The sequence below is a fragment of the Bacillus cereus group sp. N24 genome (assembly GCF_016483345.1).
In the GTDB taxonomy this organism is placed as follows: domain Bacteria; phylum Bacillota; class Bacilli; order Bacillales; family Bacillaceae_G; genus Bacillus_A; species Bacillus_A toyonensis.
Genome location: NZ_JAEHCA010000001.1, coordinates 288,256 through 302,955 on the forward strand (window position 1 = coordinate 288,256; position 14,700 = coordinate 302,955).

The following is a 14,700-nucleotide window of genomic DNA, read 5'->3' on the forward strand; positions in this document are numbered from 1 at the left end:
TGCTACAATATATTTTATCCCGTATGAATGCATCGGGATACGTTTTGACAATTGAATACATATTTTAAAGAAGGTGACTCGCTTGGAACAATCAGCACATGAAGTAGCAAATTGGCAATATTATTTTGCAATTGCCGTATTTTTAGTCACGTACGGTTTTATTATTTCTGAAAAATTGAATCGTGCTGTAATTGCACTATTCGGTGCTGCTATTATGATTATTTTTGGAATTGTAGATTTACACACTGCTTTCACATCACATATTCAATGGGAAACGATCACCCTTTTAATCGGGATGATGATTCTCGTACATATTACGAGTCAATCAGGCGTATTTGAATTTGTAGCTATTAAAGCAGCAAAAGCAGCTGACGGAAAACCGATTCGCATTTTATTATTACTATCCTTATTAACCGCCGTCGGTTCTGCATTTTTGGATAATGTAACGACTGTTTTATTAATCGTTCCTGTTACACTATCCATTACACGTATTTTAAAAGTTAACCCTGTTCCTTATTTGATTTCAGAAGTACTGTTTTCAAATATAGGTGGAACAGCAACTTTAATCGGTGATCCACCGAACATTATGATTGGATCAGCAAATAAGCATTTAGACTTTAATGCCTTTTTACTAAATTTAGCTCCAATCGTAATTATTATTTCTATCGTTACACTTGGCATTGTTTACTTCATGTATCGTAACAAACTAAAAACAACGCCTGAACAAATCGAAAAACTAATGGCGTTAAACGAAAAAGATTATATTAAAGATCAAAGCCTCCTTTTAAAATCGATTACAATTTTAGGACTAACTATTTTAGGCTTTGTACTTCATTCTATTATTCATGTAGATGCTGCCGTTATCGCAATGACTGGTGCTACACTTCTTATGTTAATCGGCGTAAAAGAACATGAAATAGAAGATATATTTGCCCACGTTGAATGGGTAACCATTTTCTTCTTCGCCGGACTATTCGTTCTCGTTGGCGGATTAATTGATATCGGGCTTATTTCTTCACTCGCAAAAGAAGTAATCGACGTAACAAATGGCGATATCGGTTTCGCTGCGATACTTATTTTATGGGTATCTGGCATCGCATCTGCGACAATTGACAATATTCCATTTGTCGCAACGATGATTCCTCTTATTCAAGATTTAGCTACTGGCCTCGGATTATCTGTTGATTCGCCGCAAATCGAAGTGCTATGGTGGGCGTTATCTCTTGGAGCTTGCTTAGGAGGTAACGGAACATTAATCGGAGCATCAGCAAACGTAGTTGTTGCTGGTATTGCAAAACGTGAAGGACATGGATTTTCTTATATGGACTTCTTAAAAATCGGTTTACCGTTAACAATCATTGCACTATTGTTATCACATGCTTACATTTATTTACGTTATTTAATGTAGAAGTTGTACTGCATGAAATTCTATCGTCAAATACAAAAGGTTTGCAGCATAGTGCTGCAAACCTTTTTTCCATCACCAAAATATACCGATAATTGCTAATCCACCTAATATCATACCACCAATTTGCCCAACGATTGCGGGTGATAGTTGAACACCTTTCCTCACTTCAACAACCGGTCTTTCGTGCCTTAGTTGCTGCACTTCGCTTTGAAGTTGATGTACACTTCCGTGCAATTCTTTAATTAGTTCTTTTAATTCCGCGACCTCTTCGTTTACTGGCTTACTTTTTTCTAAGTTCATCTCGCATAACTCCTTATAAAGTGAAACTTTAATCAGTGGGGGTTTTGTTCATCCCACACTAATTCTTAGTTGAACCAATCGGGCATTTATGGACAGTTGATCTACCTTCTTCGCACCAGCCGAATTTTAAGGTGGGGGTTTTACTGCCCACAAATAGCGGGATAAATTCAATCTGTACACTGTAAAAATTCGCCAATCATCATTATATTCCCTGCACACTACATATATAATTTCGAATGTACTTTCTAATCTTGCAGCTCCACCCATTCATCCCGTAATATCCCCATAATGATACGATCAAAACACTTTCCATCTCTTTGCACCGCTTCTCTCATACGACCTTCTATCTGAAAACCCATCTTTTTATACAGTGCAATGGCAGGTTTATTATACGAAATCACATCAAGGCCGATGCGGTGTAAGTTCAATTCATAGAAAGCATACTTTAGAATAAGATGTATTGCTTCTCTTCCATATCCTTTCCCTCTATCATTCGTATCTCCTATACCAATTGCTAATAAACCCGTTCTGTTATTCCACTCTACGCCATGAATTGCAACAAAACCAATTAAACGATCATCTTGAAGTGTTCTTAACATGAAAGAAACACTATTCGATCTCCGTCCCTTTAATAGGCCATCACTTGCTATTTCTTGTAACGATTGCGGGAATGCTACATCTGTATCTACACTTCTTAAATACTCACTATCTTCTTGCCACATAACCATTACTTCAGCATCTTTTTCTCTACTAGCTGATAATTTAATCGTTTTATTTTGAAAAAGATTCATTGTCATTTCAAACTCCCCCTTTTTAAGTAACGGGGATACTTATTTTAGCCTATTTATCCCCTTGTTCCATAAACTGTTGCATAAACGGGATACTTACAATAAGCGCTGACATTGGCACATCTCCCTTTCATTGAATTAACTTCATTTTACATTTTTTGTTTTTTTCAAACAAACTAATTATAGTTTTCTATTATTTAGAACTATAGTATACTTAATTATTCTTCAGATTATTCAATCAAAATAAGAACTCACAGAAGGTGAAACAATGTTTTATGTAAAACAACTACTACACTTTACCTATGAACAAGCATTATCTTGTTTATTCCCAGTCGCTATTTTTTTAACACTAGCCCTTTCAAAAATCATTTCTATCCCAGGGTTATATCGCTATGATTTCATACTCATCGTATGTCTTCTGATGCAGTGGATTATGTATAAAACTGGTCTTGAAACAAAGGACGAACTAAAAGTAATTACTGTCTTTCATTTAATTGGACTTTTACTAGAAATATATAAAGTACATTTCGGTTCATGGAGTTATCCTGAAGAGGCATATTCGAAAATTTTTGGAGTTCCACTTTACAGCGGTTTTATGTACGCAAGTGTCGCAAGTTACATATGCCAAGCGTGGAGAAGATTGCATTTACAAATGCACCATTGGCCAAAAGCCATTTTTGCCATACCGTTAGGAGCTATAATTTACTTCAATTTTTTTACACATCATTTTCTATATGACTTTAGATGGGTATTAACTTTACTTTTATTCATCGTTTTCTTTCGGACATTTGTAGCATTTTCATTGCAAGGCGTTACATATAAAATGCCGCTCGTACTCTCATTTTTCCTTATCGGATTCTTTATTTGGATTGCAGAAAACATCGCTACTTTTTTCGGAGCATGGCAATATCCAAATCAACGAGAAGCATGGAACCTCGTTCACTTAAGCAAAATTAGCTCATGGTTTTTACTCGTTGTTATTAGCATTATGATTGTTACGCAGCTAAAACATTTGAAGGAGTCGAAAAGATAATACTGATTATGTAAAAACAGTTAGCACATCACTCATTAGAGAGTGATGTGCCTTTTTTAATAATATTTTTTAAACCCTCCTCATCAAAGGCATTATAGGTTTATCATAATTTACAAGAGCATAAGCAGTTGCAAATTATGAGCTAGTACTAGCAGAAGAGGTTGCTGCAGATGAAGCGGCAATCGTTGCCATCATAGCTGCCTGTTGTGCTTGTATGAGGACTTCTATCATTGTTTGTAAACCTGTGTTGGTAGCTTTACTTTCCTCATCCTTCTGACTTACGAACAGTTGAATAGCAATAAGAATATTTGTATCTGTATGCCAACGGAATAATTTCTCCCCCTGCAATTTTTCAATCAACGCTTTAATAGAATGAATCTCTTTTTCTCCATCCTCAAGTAACGCTAGTAGCCCGATAGCTGGGTAATGCATCTGTTTCACTTTTACCTTTTCTTGCTTTAATAACTTCCTTATGTTTGTGCATGTTACAACTAACATCTCTTCACGGACATCCTTCTTTAGTGAAAGAATGTGACTTAAAAATTGAAGATCATTCCCTTTACGTAACCCAGCTGTCGCTAGTTTTTGATAAAGACGTTCCACTCGGTCCATTTGTTTTTCTACATTCTCTGATTGTCCTGCTAGTAAAACCGCGAGCGGATAATCATTTGTACCTGTAAGAAAAAGATGATCCTCTTTCATGCGTTTATATACTTGCATCGAACGCTGAATGTGCGTGCCATGCTGTTCATTTTCTTCTGTTAAAAGCACAGCTGCTGCGAGATACGTAAATATACTCCGGCTAAAGCCACCAGCGACCAATTGTTCATATAAATCTAAAAACCTCCGAAAAGCTTCCTTGTAATCTGTAAAGTGAATATCTAATGTTGCAGCCACTACAAAGCGATGATAAGACTTTAAGTATGAAAACATCCCTACCTGATTCTTAATATAACTACTAATTTCTAAAAAACGTCCGAGATCAAACAATTTATCACTACCTGCATACATAGCAGCAATCATCATTCCTGTTCGAGAATCACTCGTTTTCCATTTTAGTTCTCCCTTTAACTGTGCATATGTATGTGTATATTGCTCCAACTTTTGTTCTAATGTAATCATAGTATTCACCCCTATTTCTAGTTCTTCTCTATTATTATACGTATATTCCATATTTAGGAATACTATATTTAATAATTACACCATAAAAATTATAATTTTTATTTATCCCAATATATTATTTTATCTTCTTCATCAATATCACGATGATAAGCGATCATAATCCCTAATCCTTCAAGAAGTTCGACAATCTCAAAAAGGTAGATAATAAATTATCTACCCTTTTTTGTCTATATATTATTTAACATTACATCTTTATTGTGGAAAATAAGATTGTAACTACTTACACCTCAATTTTGAAAACACATCTGTAATTTCGTTTTTATACGCAAATAAACTTTACCTAAAACTAAAGAGCTTTAATAATTCGTTCCATCGCTTTCATTTGCCCAAGATGATCTGCTTCATGATAAAGCATCATACCGTAAAGCTCCCCTACTGTTTCTAATCCTAGGAATGGTTCTGGAAGTTTATTTTCAAATACTTCTGCTGGCATTTCGTTAATACGCTTCGCTTGTTCTTTTAATTGAGCCGTTAACACTTCCAATGATGGCCCTTCTGTTTCCCATTTAGATGGTCGTGTACCATATCCAAACATACCTGGGTATTCAGTTGGTAATTGTTTAAATTCTCTTCCAAACATGAAAGTTTCTGCTGCCGTTAATACGTGACCAATATGCCAGCGAATTGTATTGTTAAAGCCATCCGGCTGCGTATCCGCAGTATTATCATCTAACGTTTCCATGAATTTCAGTAATGCTCCACGCGTTATTTCAAATTGTTTTAAACCAACTAGTCTATTCATTTTATCGCTCCCCTTTTTTATGTACAATTTATTATGAACTAAGAGTGTTCAACTTATTAAAGTTTCACCTTGTATAATCTATCAGAAACAATTAAGAAATACATCTAATATGCTTAGTGAAAATAATAACAAAGGTTCACTCCTCATAAATATAGAATTACTTACTGCACAAATATTTTAGTAAACAAAAGAGGAGTGTAATGGCATGTTACATATTTTAAAACAACAATATAATCTTATTAGCTCTACACGAGAAACTCTATTTTCATTTTTAGAAGAAATCCAAGTAGAAAAATTACATAGCACTGTTCCGAATTTCGGAAGCGGTAGTATAATAAAGACGCATATTCATGTAGCCGATTGCTATCGATACTGGCTTGGATCATTCGCATTCAAACAAAAACGAGCAGACTTTTCCTTTGCCAGCGATTATGAAGTTGAGCATGCAGATGTCGAAAAAGTTCGTACTAGATTTAAGTTAGTAGATGAAGTTGTACTACGTTTTTTAGATGAATATAATGACCGATGGCTCGAAAATATAGCAAATGAAGTAAAATGGCAAAAAGAACCTTGGAGTACAACTCCGCTATGGCTTTTAACTCATACAGAGACACATGAATTTCATCATAAAGGACAAATTGTATCGATGGCTCGTCACCTTGGATATGCTCCTCCTGATACAGATCTTAGTTAATTCAATGAGCCATGATTACCGAAAAGATTAGAATGAATACAGATTGAGCATGTTTTGAAACCCAATCAAAACATGCTCTTAAAATATTCTACCTTACAATTTTCATATTCCCATCAATACCAAATAGTCTCCGCATAATTATAAGCATCACTATTCGGAATAGCATGTTTCCCCTGCGCTTGCGCCTTTCTTGGATCTAAATCATATACCATTGGCGTATAGCATGATGTTTGCCCTTTATTTACAACACCATTTCCTCCAGCGCTTCCGCAAGTGTATGCCTTTCCATCTGTTTTTCTTACAATTCTTGCATCAGCTTCGTTATTATAAACTGCTGGACGAGTTACAGTAACTTTTGCCCACGCAGTCTTACACGTCGTGCTAAATTTTAATTCCACATAAGAATTTGAATCAATCCACTTCTTCTCTTTCGTTACTGCTGATTGACCACAACTGTTGTAATATGGACTTTTCCCATCATACGAATGATCTTCTGCATATGCTTTATCACTACTAGTTGTACTAAACATACTTGTTAAAACGAACACAGACAGAAAAAGAAATGCACCCACGTTTTTTAAAAGTTTCATATGATCCCGCCCCCTTATTAATAACGTCCAGTTTTCCCGTAACCATTATTAATCGTCACCGCTTCAGCATCAGCCGTATAACCAAAATCAGCAGTTAAATCAAACACCATTCCTGTATACGTACTCGTTTGACCTGTTTTAATTGCTCCATTACCACTATTAGAATCTACTGATTTTTGGAATACACCGTTTTTATATTTATTAATAACAGCGTAAGCATATATTCCACCAGAAACAGAAGGTGCTGGTGGATCTAAAACAAGCTTAGACCATGCTGCATGACATTTATTACTATAACGTAAATACACTGTCCCTACTTTTTTACTGCCTTCATATACAGCTGTAGACTTTGCATTAAATCCATCTGCATCACACGTTGTACTTCCCCCGTATACTTTTGTTGTTGCTGGATTTTTCCCGTCATAATAACTACTTAAATCAGTAGCTGCAAATGTACTTCCTTGGAAACTAAATAATACACCTATACTTGCCGCACTTAACACGCATACTTTCATTAACTTTTTAAACATTTTACCTTCCCCCCTCAAAATACGTACGTATACTAAAGTGAAACTTTAATCAGTGGGGGTTTTGTCCAATCCCCCACTGATTATTAGCCTTCACCAATCGGGCATTAACGGGCAGTTAATGCGGGATAAAGACAACCTATACTGCTATGTAAGTCCTCCTTTCATGCTTCTTAGAGGCATCTTACAGAAACGAATAAACGTTGTAAATTTCCTTATGATTATTGGAATATACGAAGAAGTTTACTTATTCGTATAAGAAAAAAAGTTGAGAAATACACATTTTATAGCATCCTTTATTTAAAACATAAAAGAACCGATACTTGTTTCATTCAAGCATCGGTTCTTTCTATACAAAGGTGCCATTTTTTCTTCCATTTAAAACAAATATTTCTCCACTTAATCCCTTGCCAAAAACTCCCTTGTTACATCAATAAATTGTTGCAACGGGGATGTCATCCATTTATCTTTATGCCATGCAATTTGCGTATAAATTGGGGAGAGTGCTTCCTTTAAAACTAACTCCTTTAGCGTTTCTTCCCGTATATCTTTTTCTACAACTATCGCTGGTAAAATGGCTATACCTAAATCTGCAATAACGCATTGTTTAATTGCCTCTACACTAACAAATTCAATCTTATTTGCCGGGTAGACATCTTCTGCGCGAAATAGCTCTTCAAATAAAGTGCGGTACGAGCAACCGAGTTCTGTTAGTAAAAGTGTTTCACTCTCTAAATCTTTTATAGAGACGGAAGATTTAGAGAGTAAACAATGCGTAGGAGCAGCTACTACTTTTAATTCTTCTTTCATTAGTGGCTCCACGTGTAAAACATCTTCTGTTTTACATTCGTCCAAAATAAATGCAAGATCTACTTTCCCCTCCATCAATTGTTCCTTTGCATCTTTGTTGGAATGCGCAGGTTTAAATATAAGCTTTATTTTGGGAAATTGTGATTTAAACCTCTTTAATATAGAAGGCAATCTATATGTACATTGACTTTCTTGTGCACCAATTATTAACGTACCTGCTAGTTCCTCATCATCTTTCACAGCCATTTTCGCTTCGTTACTGAGTGCAATCATCTTATCCGCATATAATTGAAACTTCTTTCCTGCTTCAGTTAAGAAAAGACGCTTTCCTAACCTTTCAAATAATGGCGTACCGAGCTCTGCCTCTAACGTTTTAATTTGCGCTGTTACGCTCGACTGAGCAAAGTTTAATTTCTTTGCAGTTTGTGTGAAATTCAAGATTTCTGCAGCTACTTTGAATGTAATTAATTGTTTTATCTCCATTTACCGTTCCTCTTTTAAATCGAAATTTTCGATTGATTTCATCGAAATAATCCTCTTTTTCTATTGATATTTGTATTGTATGATAAAGAGCATCTACAAACAATCTAAATGGAGGTATTTCATATGAAAGCACTTTGTTTCGAAACATTCGGAGACGCTAATGTACTACAATATAAAGAAATACTTGATCCAATCATAAATTCAAATGAAATTCTTGTTCGTACGAAAGTAATCGGTTTAAACTTTGCTGATATTTATAGACGCCGCGGTGATTATCATCTCGCTGGCAATCCACCTTATATATTAGGTTATGAAGGGGCTGGTATTGTTGAAAAAGTAGGAGCTGACGTTACTACTATCAATCCTGGGGACCGTATTGCATTTGCTGATGTCCCATTTGCAAATGCAGAATTAGTTGCCGTTCCATCAGAGAAAGCAATCCCACTTCCAGATTCTATCCCGTTTGACACAGCCGCTTCTGTCTTATTGCAAGGCTTAACAGCACATTATTTAACGAAAGATAGCTATCAAATAAAACAAGGTGATATTGCTTTAGTACACGCTGCGGCTGGAGGCGTTGGTCAACTACTTATTCAAATAATTAAACTATTGGGTGGAAAAGTAATCGGCCTCACGTCATCAAACGAAAAAGCAAAAGTAGCCACGTTTGCTAGTGCTGATCACGTATTTTTATATACTGAAACATGGCATACAAAAGTACTTGAATTGACTAATGGTGCCGGAGTAAATGTTGTGTATGATTCCGTAGGTTCTACATTAGAGGAAAGTTTTAAAGCTACTAAAGTTGGCGGTACCGTTGTATTCTACGGAATGGCTGGCGGTAATCCCGCGCCTGTTGATCCACGTATGCTTATGGATACTTCAAAAACTTTAACTGGCGGAGACCTTTGGAACGTGCTTACTACTTTTGAAGAACGCAAGCAGCGCTCTACTCAATTATTTGATTGGATCACTACTGGAAAATTAAACATTGCGAGTCCCACTACATTCTCTTTACAAGATGGTGCCCTTGCTCATGAATTATTAGAGAGCAGAAAAAGTACAGGAAAGATTTTATTAATCCCATAATCACTTCGATTAAAAAGAAAGCTTTATCAACTTTTATCAAGACCTAAATTGAAAAAAATTGATAAATGAAAGGAGATAACATATTTTATATGACTAATATGTTATCTCCTTTCTTCTTCAAATAACGGGCCAGTATAACTTCGGAATAAATTTTGATAATTTTTGTGCTCCTTGCTCAATTAAAACGCCCTTGAATTGAATATGGATTTTTTTATTTGTATATTGCTAGGAAATTATCATTTCATTTTTGAGCAAGACTACGTACGGATTTATGCTAAAAACTAGAATTCGATCCTATAACGACTGTAGCGTCTAGTTCCTCGTCTCTAGCCACTCTCGTGGTAAGCCCAGCACCAGCAAAGATTTCAAAGGTCTGATTTGCCTGCATTTCACTCGTCTCTATTAAAAGATGACCTCCTGGTGCTAGCCAGAGAAATGCTTCTTTTGCTACTCTTCGCTGAATGTCAAGTCCATCCTCTCCTCCGTCAAGCGCCATCTTTGGTTCATGTAGGCGGGCCTCCTGCGGAAGCAGCTTTATTGCCTCAGTAGGAACATAAGGTACGTTTGCAACTAGGGTGTTCACATGACCTTTAAGTGCGTGAGGCAAAGCTTTATACAAGTCACCTTCAAAAACATGGCCACCGAAATTTGTTACGTTGCGGCTGGCACATCGTACTGCGACAGGATCAATGTCAACAGAATACAATTCAACTCGCCCTAAAGCTGCCGCCAGAGCTACACCCACAGCACCTGAACCGCAACATAGATCAACGATGATATCACCAAAGCATAACAAAGCTTCTGCTTGGTGAACAAGAAACTCGGTACGTTGACGAGGCACGAAAACACCTCGGTCCACTTCTATCCGCAACCCACAAAATTCTGCGTATCCAACAACATATTCAAGTGGTAAACCATCGGCTCGCATTTCCACCATTCTCTTGAGATCCTCTGGAGTTCGTGCTGCTGAAATAAGTAACCGGGTCTCTTCTTCTGCGAAAACACAACCCGCGCTCTGAAGCCTGTTAATGATACATTTTTCCGTTTTATTGTCCAAAAGGGAATTACATTCTTTTCCTATTTACCTCACCACTTTTTCTTATTTATAACCCTGTATTCGCTAAAAATTGGATGTATCCTTTTTAACAAAGTGATCCTATTCAAAAAATACGCCCTCATTCAATTAAATGACCCGATTGTTGAACAAAGAAACACTCTACACAATAGAAAAAATCACCATAATATCCCGATATAACCTTATAAATGATGTACTAAAAAATGAAAAGGAAGCTAGATTTTACTAACTTCCTTTTCTTATATCTATTTGAGATAGGATTATATTTCCACACTTTCTGTTCCTTTTGCAACATAACTCATATCTCCAACCGACTCGACGATGTATTCCCCATCTTTATATAAAATTTTCGTTACACTTGCATTCTCTACTCCAAGTTTTGTTTTACTACTATCTATCATTTCTATTAAGGCAGTAATCAAAAGCCCATGAACGACAACTAAAACGTTACCGCCTCCATTTGCAGCAGCTTCTTCACTAATTTTATCAATCTCTGTTTTTATACGGGCAGAAAATAATTCCCAATCTTCCGCTTGTTTCGTAGGATCTGCTGTTCTAATAAGATTAATTACTTCTTGAATAGAAAGCTTCATAAGTTCTTCTGGTGCTGCAACACCCGCAGCTTTTCCAACCGCATCCCACATATTTCCAAGTTTTTCACCTTCAAAAATACCAAAATTTAATTCTCGTAAATTTTTTCTTTTCTCAAGTTTCAATTTTGATTGCTCACTATATTTTAATACTAAATTAGCAGTTTCAATCGCTCGGCCGCTATCGCTACTATACGCATTCGTAAAATGAACATCTTTTAATCCTGTTCCTAAATTTGAGGCAACTTCCACACCTTTTTCTACTAACGGAGAGTCTGCCCAACCTTGCGCGCGATGGTTCGTATTTAATATTGTTTTACCATGTCTTGTAACATATAACGTAACTACATTCTCATTGCTATTTGTTTCTCGCTTATTCATTCTATTCTCTCCCTTTACGTTTCTATATCAATTTTACCACCTCAATTATTCATTGAGCAAAATATACGTCAGTAGATCTGCTGAATAAAAAAAGCTATCTTTCTGTATATCCCTACAAAAAGATAGCATCTTTTATGATTACATTTCTTAGCCAATACTTCTACTCAGCAAAAGCACTCGAATATTGTACAATTCCTTCTACACCTTGAAGAGTGTTCTCTCTTAGCTCCATCACCATAAACACTTCATCTGGCACCTCAAATGGCGCTTTTATATTCCACTGACTTGCGCGTTCAAAACCGAATTTCGGATAGTACTCTGGATGCCCTAATACTACAACTGACCCGTATCCTAATTCTTTCGCTTTTTCTAAAGCAGCCGTGATAAGCTTTCCACCAATTCCTTTCTTCTGATGGCTTGGTGCTATTGACACTGGTGCAAGTGCTAATGAATCTACAGTAGTCCCACCTTGTTCTATTGTAATTTTCGATAACATAATGTGACCGACTATTTCCTTATCTACCGCAACGATGGATAACTCCGGAATAAATGCGTCACATTCTCTAATACGTTTTACAAGTTCATGCTCTTTTTTATCACTAAATTCTTCATTTAAAAATGCCTTTTTTACAACTTCTTCTGTCTTTCTATAATCATTTTTTTGTTCTTGTCTAATCGTTACCATTCTATATTATCCTCTATTCTTTCTTATTTCTTTTTGGATTTTACGAAGTGCTTTTTTCGATCCGCGCTCTATATCATGTTGCATTTTTCTTTCTTTATAATCAACAAATAGTGTACTTAAATCGTACCCTTCTGGATATAATTCTTTCGCTGCTACCTCTAAAGTAATGCGTTTTACATTCACTTCAACGAATTCACCGTTATAATATACAACGACGTTATAGAAATTATCTTTTTCCTTATAAAGGATACCAAAATCATCATAATCCAATAAATTCACACGGTCGCCGACTTTGTACTCATAATGAGATTCTCTTTTCGCTTGCACAAATTTCGGTTTTCTAATTTTACTTTCATTCACTTTTTCTATAGCGTATTCTTTATTTCCCATATACTCTTTCGCTCTTTGCAGTACATGTTCTTTTACGTTCATTTTATTCGCAATCCAAAGCGCATTACTTTCACCTGATTTACCGATAACTAATTTATAAAGTGGCTCTAGTGTTTCACTATTAAATTGCATTGCTGCGTTCATAAAATCACCATGCATTTCTGAAAAGCGTTTAATTTCACCGTAATGCGTACTCGCAATTGTAATACATCCCGCAAGGTAAAATTCTTCTAAAATAGATATCGCAAGCGCCGCACCTTCATTCGGTTCTGTACCGCTCCCTATTTCGTCAAATAGTAGTAACGTATTATTATTTGACATCCTCATAATTTCAGACAAATTTTTCATATGAGATGAAAATGTGCTTAGTGCATTTTCGATACTTTGATTATCACCAATGTCTACAAATACATTTTCGAAAATAGCAATTTCCGTTTCTTTATCTCCCGCAATATGAAAGCCTGACATTGTCGCTAATGTTAATAGTCCGATTGTTTTTAACACAATTGTTTTGCCGCCTGCATTTGGTCCTGTAATAATTAAACTACGATACTCTTGACCAATTTTAAAGTTTAACGGTACAACTTGCCCTGTTAAAAGCGGATGCTTACAATTCATTAAATGAATGTTTCCGTGATCGTTTAGCTTCGGTTCTATTCCATCGATTGATTTACTAAACTTCGCTTTCGCAAATACCATGTCATATTGACTTATCAGTTCCATATTAATTTTTATACTATAAATATTTTCTACTACCATTCCTGATAGTGTCGCTAATATTTGATACTCTTCCATTGCTTCTTCTGCTTTCAAACTTGCTAGTTCCACATTTAGCTTTGTAACCGTATGTGGTTCTATAAATACAGTAGAACCTTTTGCAGAAGCTTCAACAATACTCCCAGCAACTTGATTTTTATAGGAAGATTTAATTGGAATCGTATAACGGTCATCCTTTTTACTAATAAAGAATTCCTGAATAAATTTCTTATTTGCACTACTATTTAAAAACTTCGTTAAACGCTCTTTTATTTTTCCATCTACAGAATCGATATTATTTCGAATTCGTTTTAACTCTTTACTTGCAGCTGCATCAATACTATTTCCTTTAATTGAAAAGTTAATTTCCTCTTCAATGCTTTTATATTCAGTCATTGAATTTGCATAGGAAGCTAATACTGGTGCAAAAAATTCTTTATCTAACATAAACTTTTTAATCTTTCTACATCCACGTAAAAAGTCTGAAACACTTACTAATTCCTCTGGATCTAAAATCATCCCTTTTTCTAATTTTTGAATTGTACTTGCGATATTTGAAATTCCGAAAAAAGGCACATGTCCTTCTGCATCTAATATAGTCCTTGCTTCTGTCGTTTCATTTAAACGATTTCTCACTACTTTTATACTTGTACTCGGCTCTAATTTATTTAATAATTCCTTACCTAATCCACTTACACAATAAGATTTCACTATTTCCTTTAATTCGTTATATTGTAACTTTTCAAAAGTCATCGTATTCATTTTGTTTCTCCTCACTATGATTGATGTTTATCATAAATGAAGATACCTACTCATTAGATCCCAATGAGTTTTACATTATTCAATTACTATTTTTATACATTTAAAACATATACAAAAAAGCTGCGGGGATACCGCAGCTTTTACATTTACAAGGCATGTGTAATAACATATGAGGAAATAAACCATAAAAAACGGATGGCAATCCTCTCATTACACGCTTTATAAAGTATTGTAGGTATCTTCATAGGTTTCGAAATAAACGCATGACAAAATTAGGGGTATGATATACATAAAAATCCCCTGGTCTTATCCGATTTATTTCATTAAATTTTTCCTATTTAATACCTACCGCACTCACAAAAAGCACCTCTCATTAATTTATATTTTATGGTCATTGAAATCTAATTTATTGAAA

15 protein-coding genes are annotated in these 14,700 nt (G+C 35.4%); 4 read left to right on the plus strand and 11 right to left on the minus strand.

All coding sequences use genetic code 11. From position 1 onward, the window contains the following. Window positions 1-82: 82 nt before the first annotated feature. Entirely contained in the window at window positions 83-1,408 is a 1,326-nt protein-coding gene (locus JDS95_RS01445; RefSeq protein WP_199690180.1) for an ArsB/NhaD family transporter, read from the plus strand. Window positions 1,409-1,480: 72 nt separating this feature from the next. On the opposite strand, the gene JDS95_RS01450 is transcribed toward JDS95_RS01445, so the two are convergent. Then, complete coding sequence (locus tag JDS95_RS01450) at window positions 1,481-1,708, minus strand: coiled-coil domain-containing protein (RefSeq protein ID WP_001047523.1); 228 nt, start codon at window positions 1,706-1,708, stop codon at window positions 1,481-1,483. Window positions 1,709-1,953: 245 nt separating this feature from the next. Beyond that, on the minus strand, window positions 1,954-2,505 hold the full coding sequence (locus JDS95_RS01455; RefSeq protein ID WP_000178480.1) for a GNAT family N-acetyltransferase: 552 nt from the start codon (window positions 2,503-2,505) through the stop codon (window positions 1,954-1,956). 259 nt (window positions 2,506-2,764) lie between these two features. Between JDS95_RS01455 and JDS95_RS01460 the strand changes: the two genes are divergently transcribed. Next, on the plus strand, window positions 2,765-3,529 hold the full coding sequence (locus tag JDS95_RS01460; RefSeq protein ID WP_199690182.1) for a DUF817 domain-containing protein: 765 nt from the start codon (window positions 2,765-2,767) through the stop codon (window positions 3,527-3,529). A gap of 135 nt (window positions 3,530-3,664) precedes the next feature. Here JDS95_RS01460 and JDS95_RS01465 read toward each other — a convergent pair whose 3' ends face one another. Continuing rightward, window positions 3,665-4,702, minus strand: a complete 1,038-nt coding sequence (locus tag JDS95_RS01465) for a DUF4003 domain-containing protein (RefSeq protein WP_002046703.1) — start codon at window positions 4,700-4,702, stop codon at window positions 3,665-3,667. Window positions 4,703-4,997: 295 nt separating this feature from the next. Beyond that, window positions 4,998-5,453 carry a DinB family protein gene (locus JDS95_RS01470; protein ID WP_001081127.1) on the minus strand — a complete coding sequence of 152 codons (456 nt, stop codon included), beginning with the start codon at window positions 5,451-5,453 and terminating at the stop codon, window positions 4,998-5,000. A gap of 205 nt (window positions 5,454-5,658) precedes the next feature. Here JDS95_RS01470 and JDS95_RS01475 point away from each other — a divergent pair, with 205 nt between their 5' ends. After that, a complete protein-coding gene (locus tag JDS95_RS01475; RefSeq protein ID WP_199690184.1) occupies window positions 5,659-6,147 on the plus strand; it encodes a DinB family protein in 489 nt (162 codons plus the stop codon). A gap of 113 nt (window positions 6,148-6,260) precedes the next feature. Here the strand turns inward: JDS95_RS01475 and JDS95_RS01480 are convergent, their stop codons facing one another. The 3 genes from JDS95_RS01480 to JDS95_RS01490 all read right to left on the minus strand — a co-directional run bounded on the left by JDS95_RS01480 (window position 6,261) and on the right by JDS95_RS01490 (window position 8,557). Then, window positions 6,261-6,737, minus strand: a complete 477-nt coding sequence (locus tag JDS95_RS01480; RefSeq protein WP_000771262.1) for a DUF2690 domain-containing protein — start codon at window positions 6,735-6,737, stop codon at window positions 6,261-6,263. Window positions 6,738-6,754: 17 nt separating this feature from the next. Then, window positions 6,755-7,267, minus strand: a complete 513-nt coding sequence (locus JDS95_RS01485) for a DUF2690 domain-containing protein (protein WP_000473733.1) — start codon at window positions 7,265-7,267, stop codon at window positions 6,755-6,757. Between the two features lie 396 nt (window positions 7,268-7,663). Further along, a complete protein-coding gene (locus JDS95_RS01490; protein WP_000403886.1) occupies window positions 7,664-8,557 on the minus strand; it encodes a LysR family transcriptional regulator in 894 nt (297 codons plus the stop codon). A 123-nt stretch (window positions 8,558-8,680) separates the two neighbouring features. Between JDS95_RS01490 and JDS95_RS01495 the strand changes: the two genes are divergently transcribed. Continuing rightward, window positions 8,681-9,646, plus strand: a complete 966-nt coding sequence (locus tag JDS95_RS01495; RefSeq protein WP_000645278.1) for a quinone oxidoreductase family protein — start codon at window positions 8,681-8,683, stop codon at window positions 9,644-9,646. A gap of 274 nt (window positions 9,647-9,920) precedes the next feature. On the opposite strand, the gene JDS95_RS01500 is transcribed toward JDS95_RS01495, so the two are convergent. The 4 genes from JDS95_RS01500 to JDS95_RS01515 form a co-directional block, all read right to left on the minus strand. Beyond that, on the minus strand, window positions 9,921-10,703 hold the full coding sequence (locus JDS95_RS01500; RefSeq protein ID WP_000369190.1) for a putative protein N(5)-glutamine methyltransferase: 783 nt from the start codon (window positions 10,701-10,703) through the stop codon (window positions 9,921-9,923). 278 nt (window positions 10,704-10,981) lie between these two features. Next, window positions 10,982-11,692 carry a histidine phosphatase family protein gene (locus tag JDS95_RS01505; RefSeq protein ID WP_001042059.1) on the minus strand — a complete coding sequence of 237 codons (711 nt, stop codon included), beginning with the start codon at window positions 11,690-11,692 and terminating at the stop codon, window positions 10,982-10,984. 160 nt (window positions 11,693-11,852) lie between these two features. Beyond that, a complete protein-coding gene (locus tag JDS95_RS01510) occupies window positions 11,853-12,377 on the minus strand; it encodes a GNAT family N-acetyltransferase (RefSeq protein WP_000256480.1) in 525 nt (174 codons plus the stop codon). A 6-nt stretch (window positions 12,378-12,383) separates the two neighbouring features. Then, window positions 12,384-14,285: an endonuclease MutS2 gene (locus JDS95_RS01515; RefSeq protein ID WP_001095218.1), complete on the minus strand. Its 1,902-nt coding sequence runs from the start codon at window positions 14,283-14,285 to the stop codon at window positions 12,384-12,386. Window positions 14,286-14,700: the final 415 nt, after the last annotated feature.

Excerpts from the sequence above, each read along its gene's own strand:
- JDS95_RS01490 (WP_000403886.1), bottom strand. The coding sequence starts at position 8,557 with ATGGAGATAAAACAATTAATTACATTCAAAGTAGCTGCAGAAATCTTG.
- JDS95_RS01465 (WP_002046703.1), bottom strand. The coding sequence starts at position 4,702 with ATGGAATATACGTATAATAATAGAGAAGAACTAGAAATAGGGGTGAAT.
- JDS95_RS01505 (WP_001042059.1), bottom strand. The coding sequence starts at position 11,692 with ATGAATAAGCGAGAAACAAATAGCAATGAGAATGTAGTTACGTTATAT.
- JDS95_RS01475 (WP_199690184.1), top strand. The coding sequence starts at position 5,659 with ATGTTACATATTTTAAAACAACAATATAATCTTATTAGCTCTACACGA.
- JDS95_RS01515 (WP_001095218.1), bottom strand. The coding sequence starts at position 14,285 with ATGAATACGATGACTTTTGAAAAGTTACAATATAACGAATTAAAGGAA.
- JDS95_RS01485 (WP_000473733.1), bottom strand. The coding sequence starts at position 7,267 with ATGTTTAAAAAGTTAATGAAAGTATGCGTGTTAAGTGCGGCAAGTATA.
- JDS95_RS01450 (WP_001047523.1), bottom strand. The coding sequence starts at position 1,708 with ATGAACTTAGAAAAAAGTAAGCCAGTAAACGAAGAGGTCGCGGAATTA.
- JDS95_RS01470 (WP_001081127.1), bottom strand. The coding sequence starts at position 5,453 with ATGAATAGACTAGTTGGTTTAAAACAATTTGAAATAACGCGTGGAGCA.
- JDS95_RS01510 (WP_000256480.1), bottom strand. The coding sequence starts at position 12,377 with ATGGTAACGATTAGACAAGAACAAAAAAATGATTATAGAAAGACAGAA.
- JDS95_RS01460 (WP_199690182.1), top strand. The coding sequence starts at position 2,765 with ATGTTTTATGTAAAACAACTACTACACTTTACCTATGAACAAGCATTA.
- JDS95_RS01455 (WP_000178480.1), bottom strand. The coding sequence starts at position 2,505 with ATGACAATGAATCTTTTTCAAAATAAAACGATTAAATTATCAGCTAGT.
- JDS95_RS01495 (WP_000645278.1), top strand. The coding sequence starts at position 8,681 with ATGAAAGCACTTTGTTTCGAAACATTCGGAGACGCTAATGTACTACAA.
- JDS95_RS01480 (WP_000771262.1), bottom strand. The coding sequence starts at position 6,737 with ATGAAACTTTTAAAAAACGTGGGTGCATTTCTTTTTCTGTCTGTGTTC.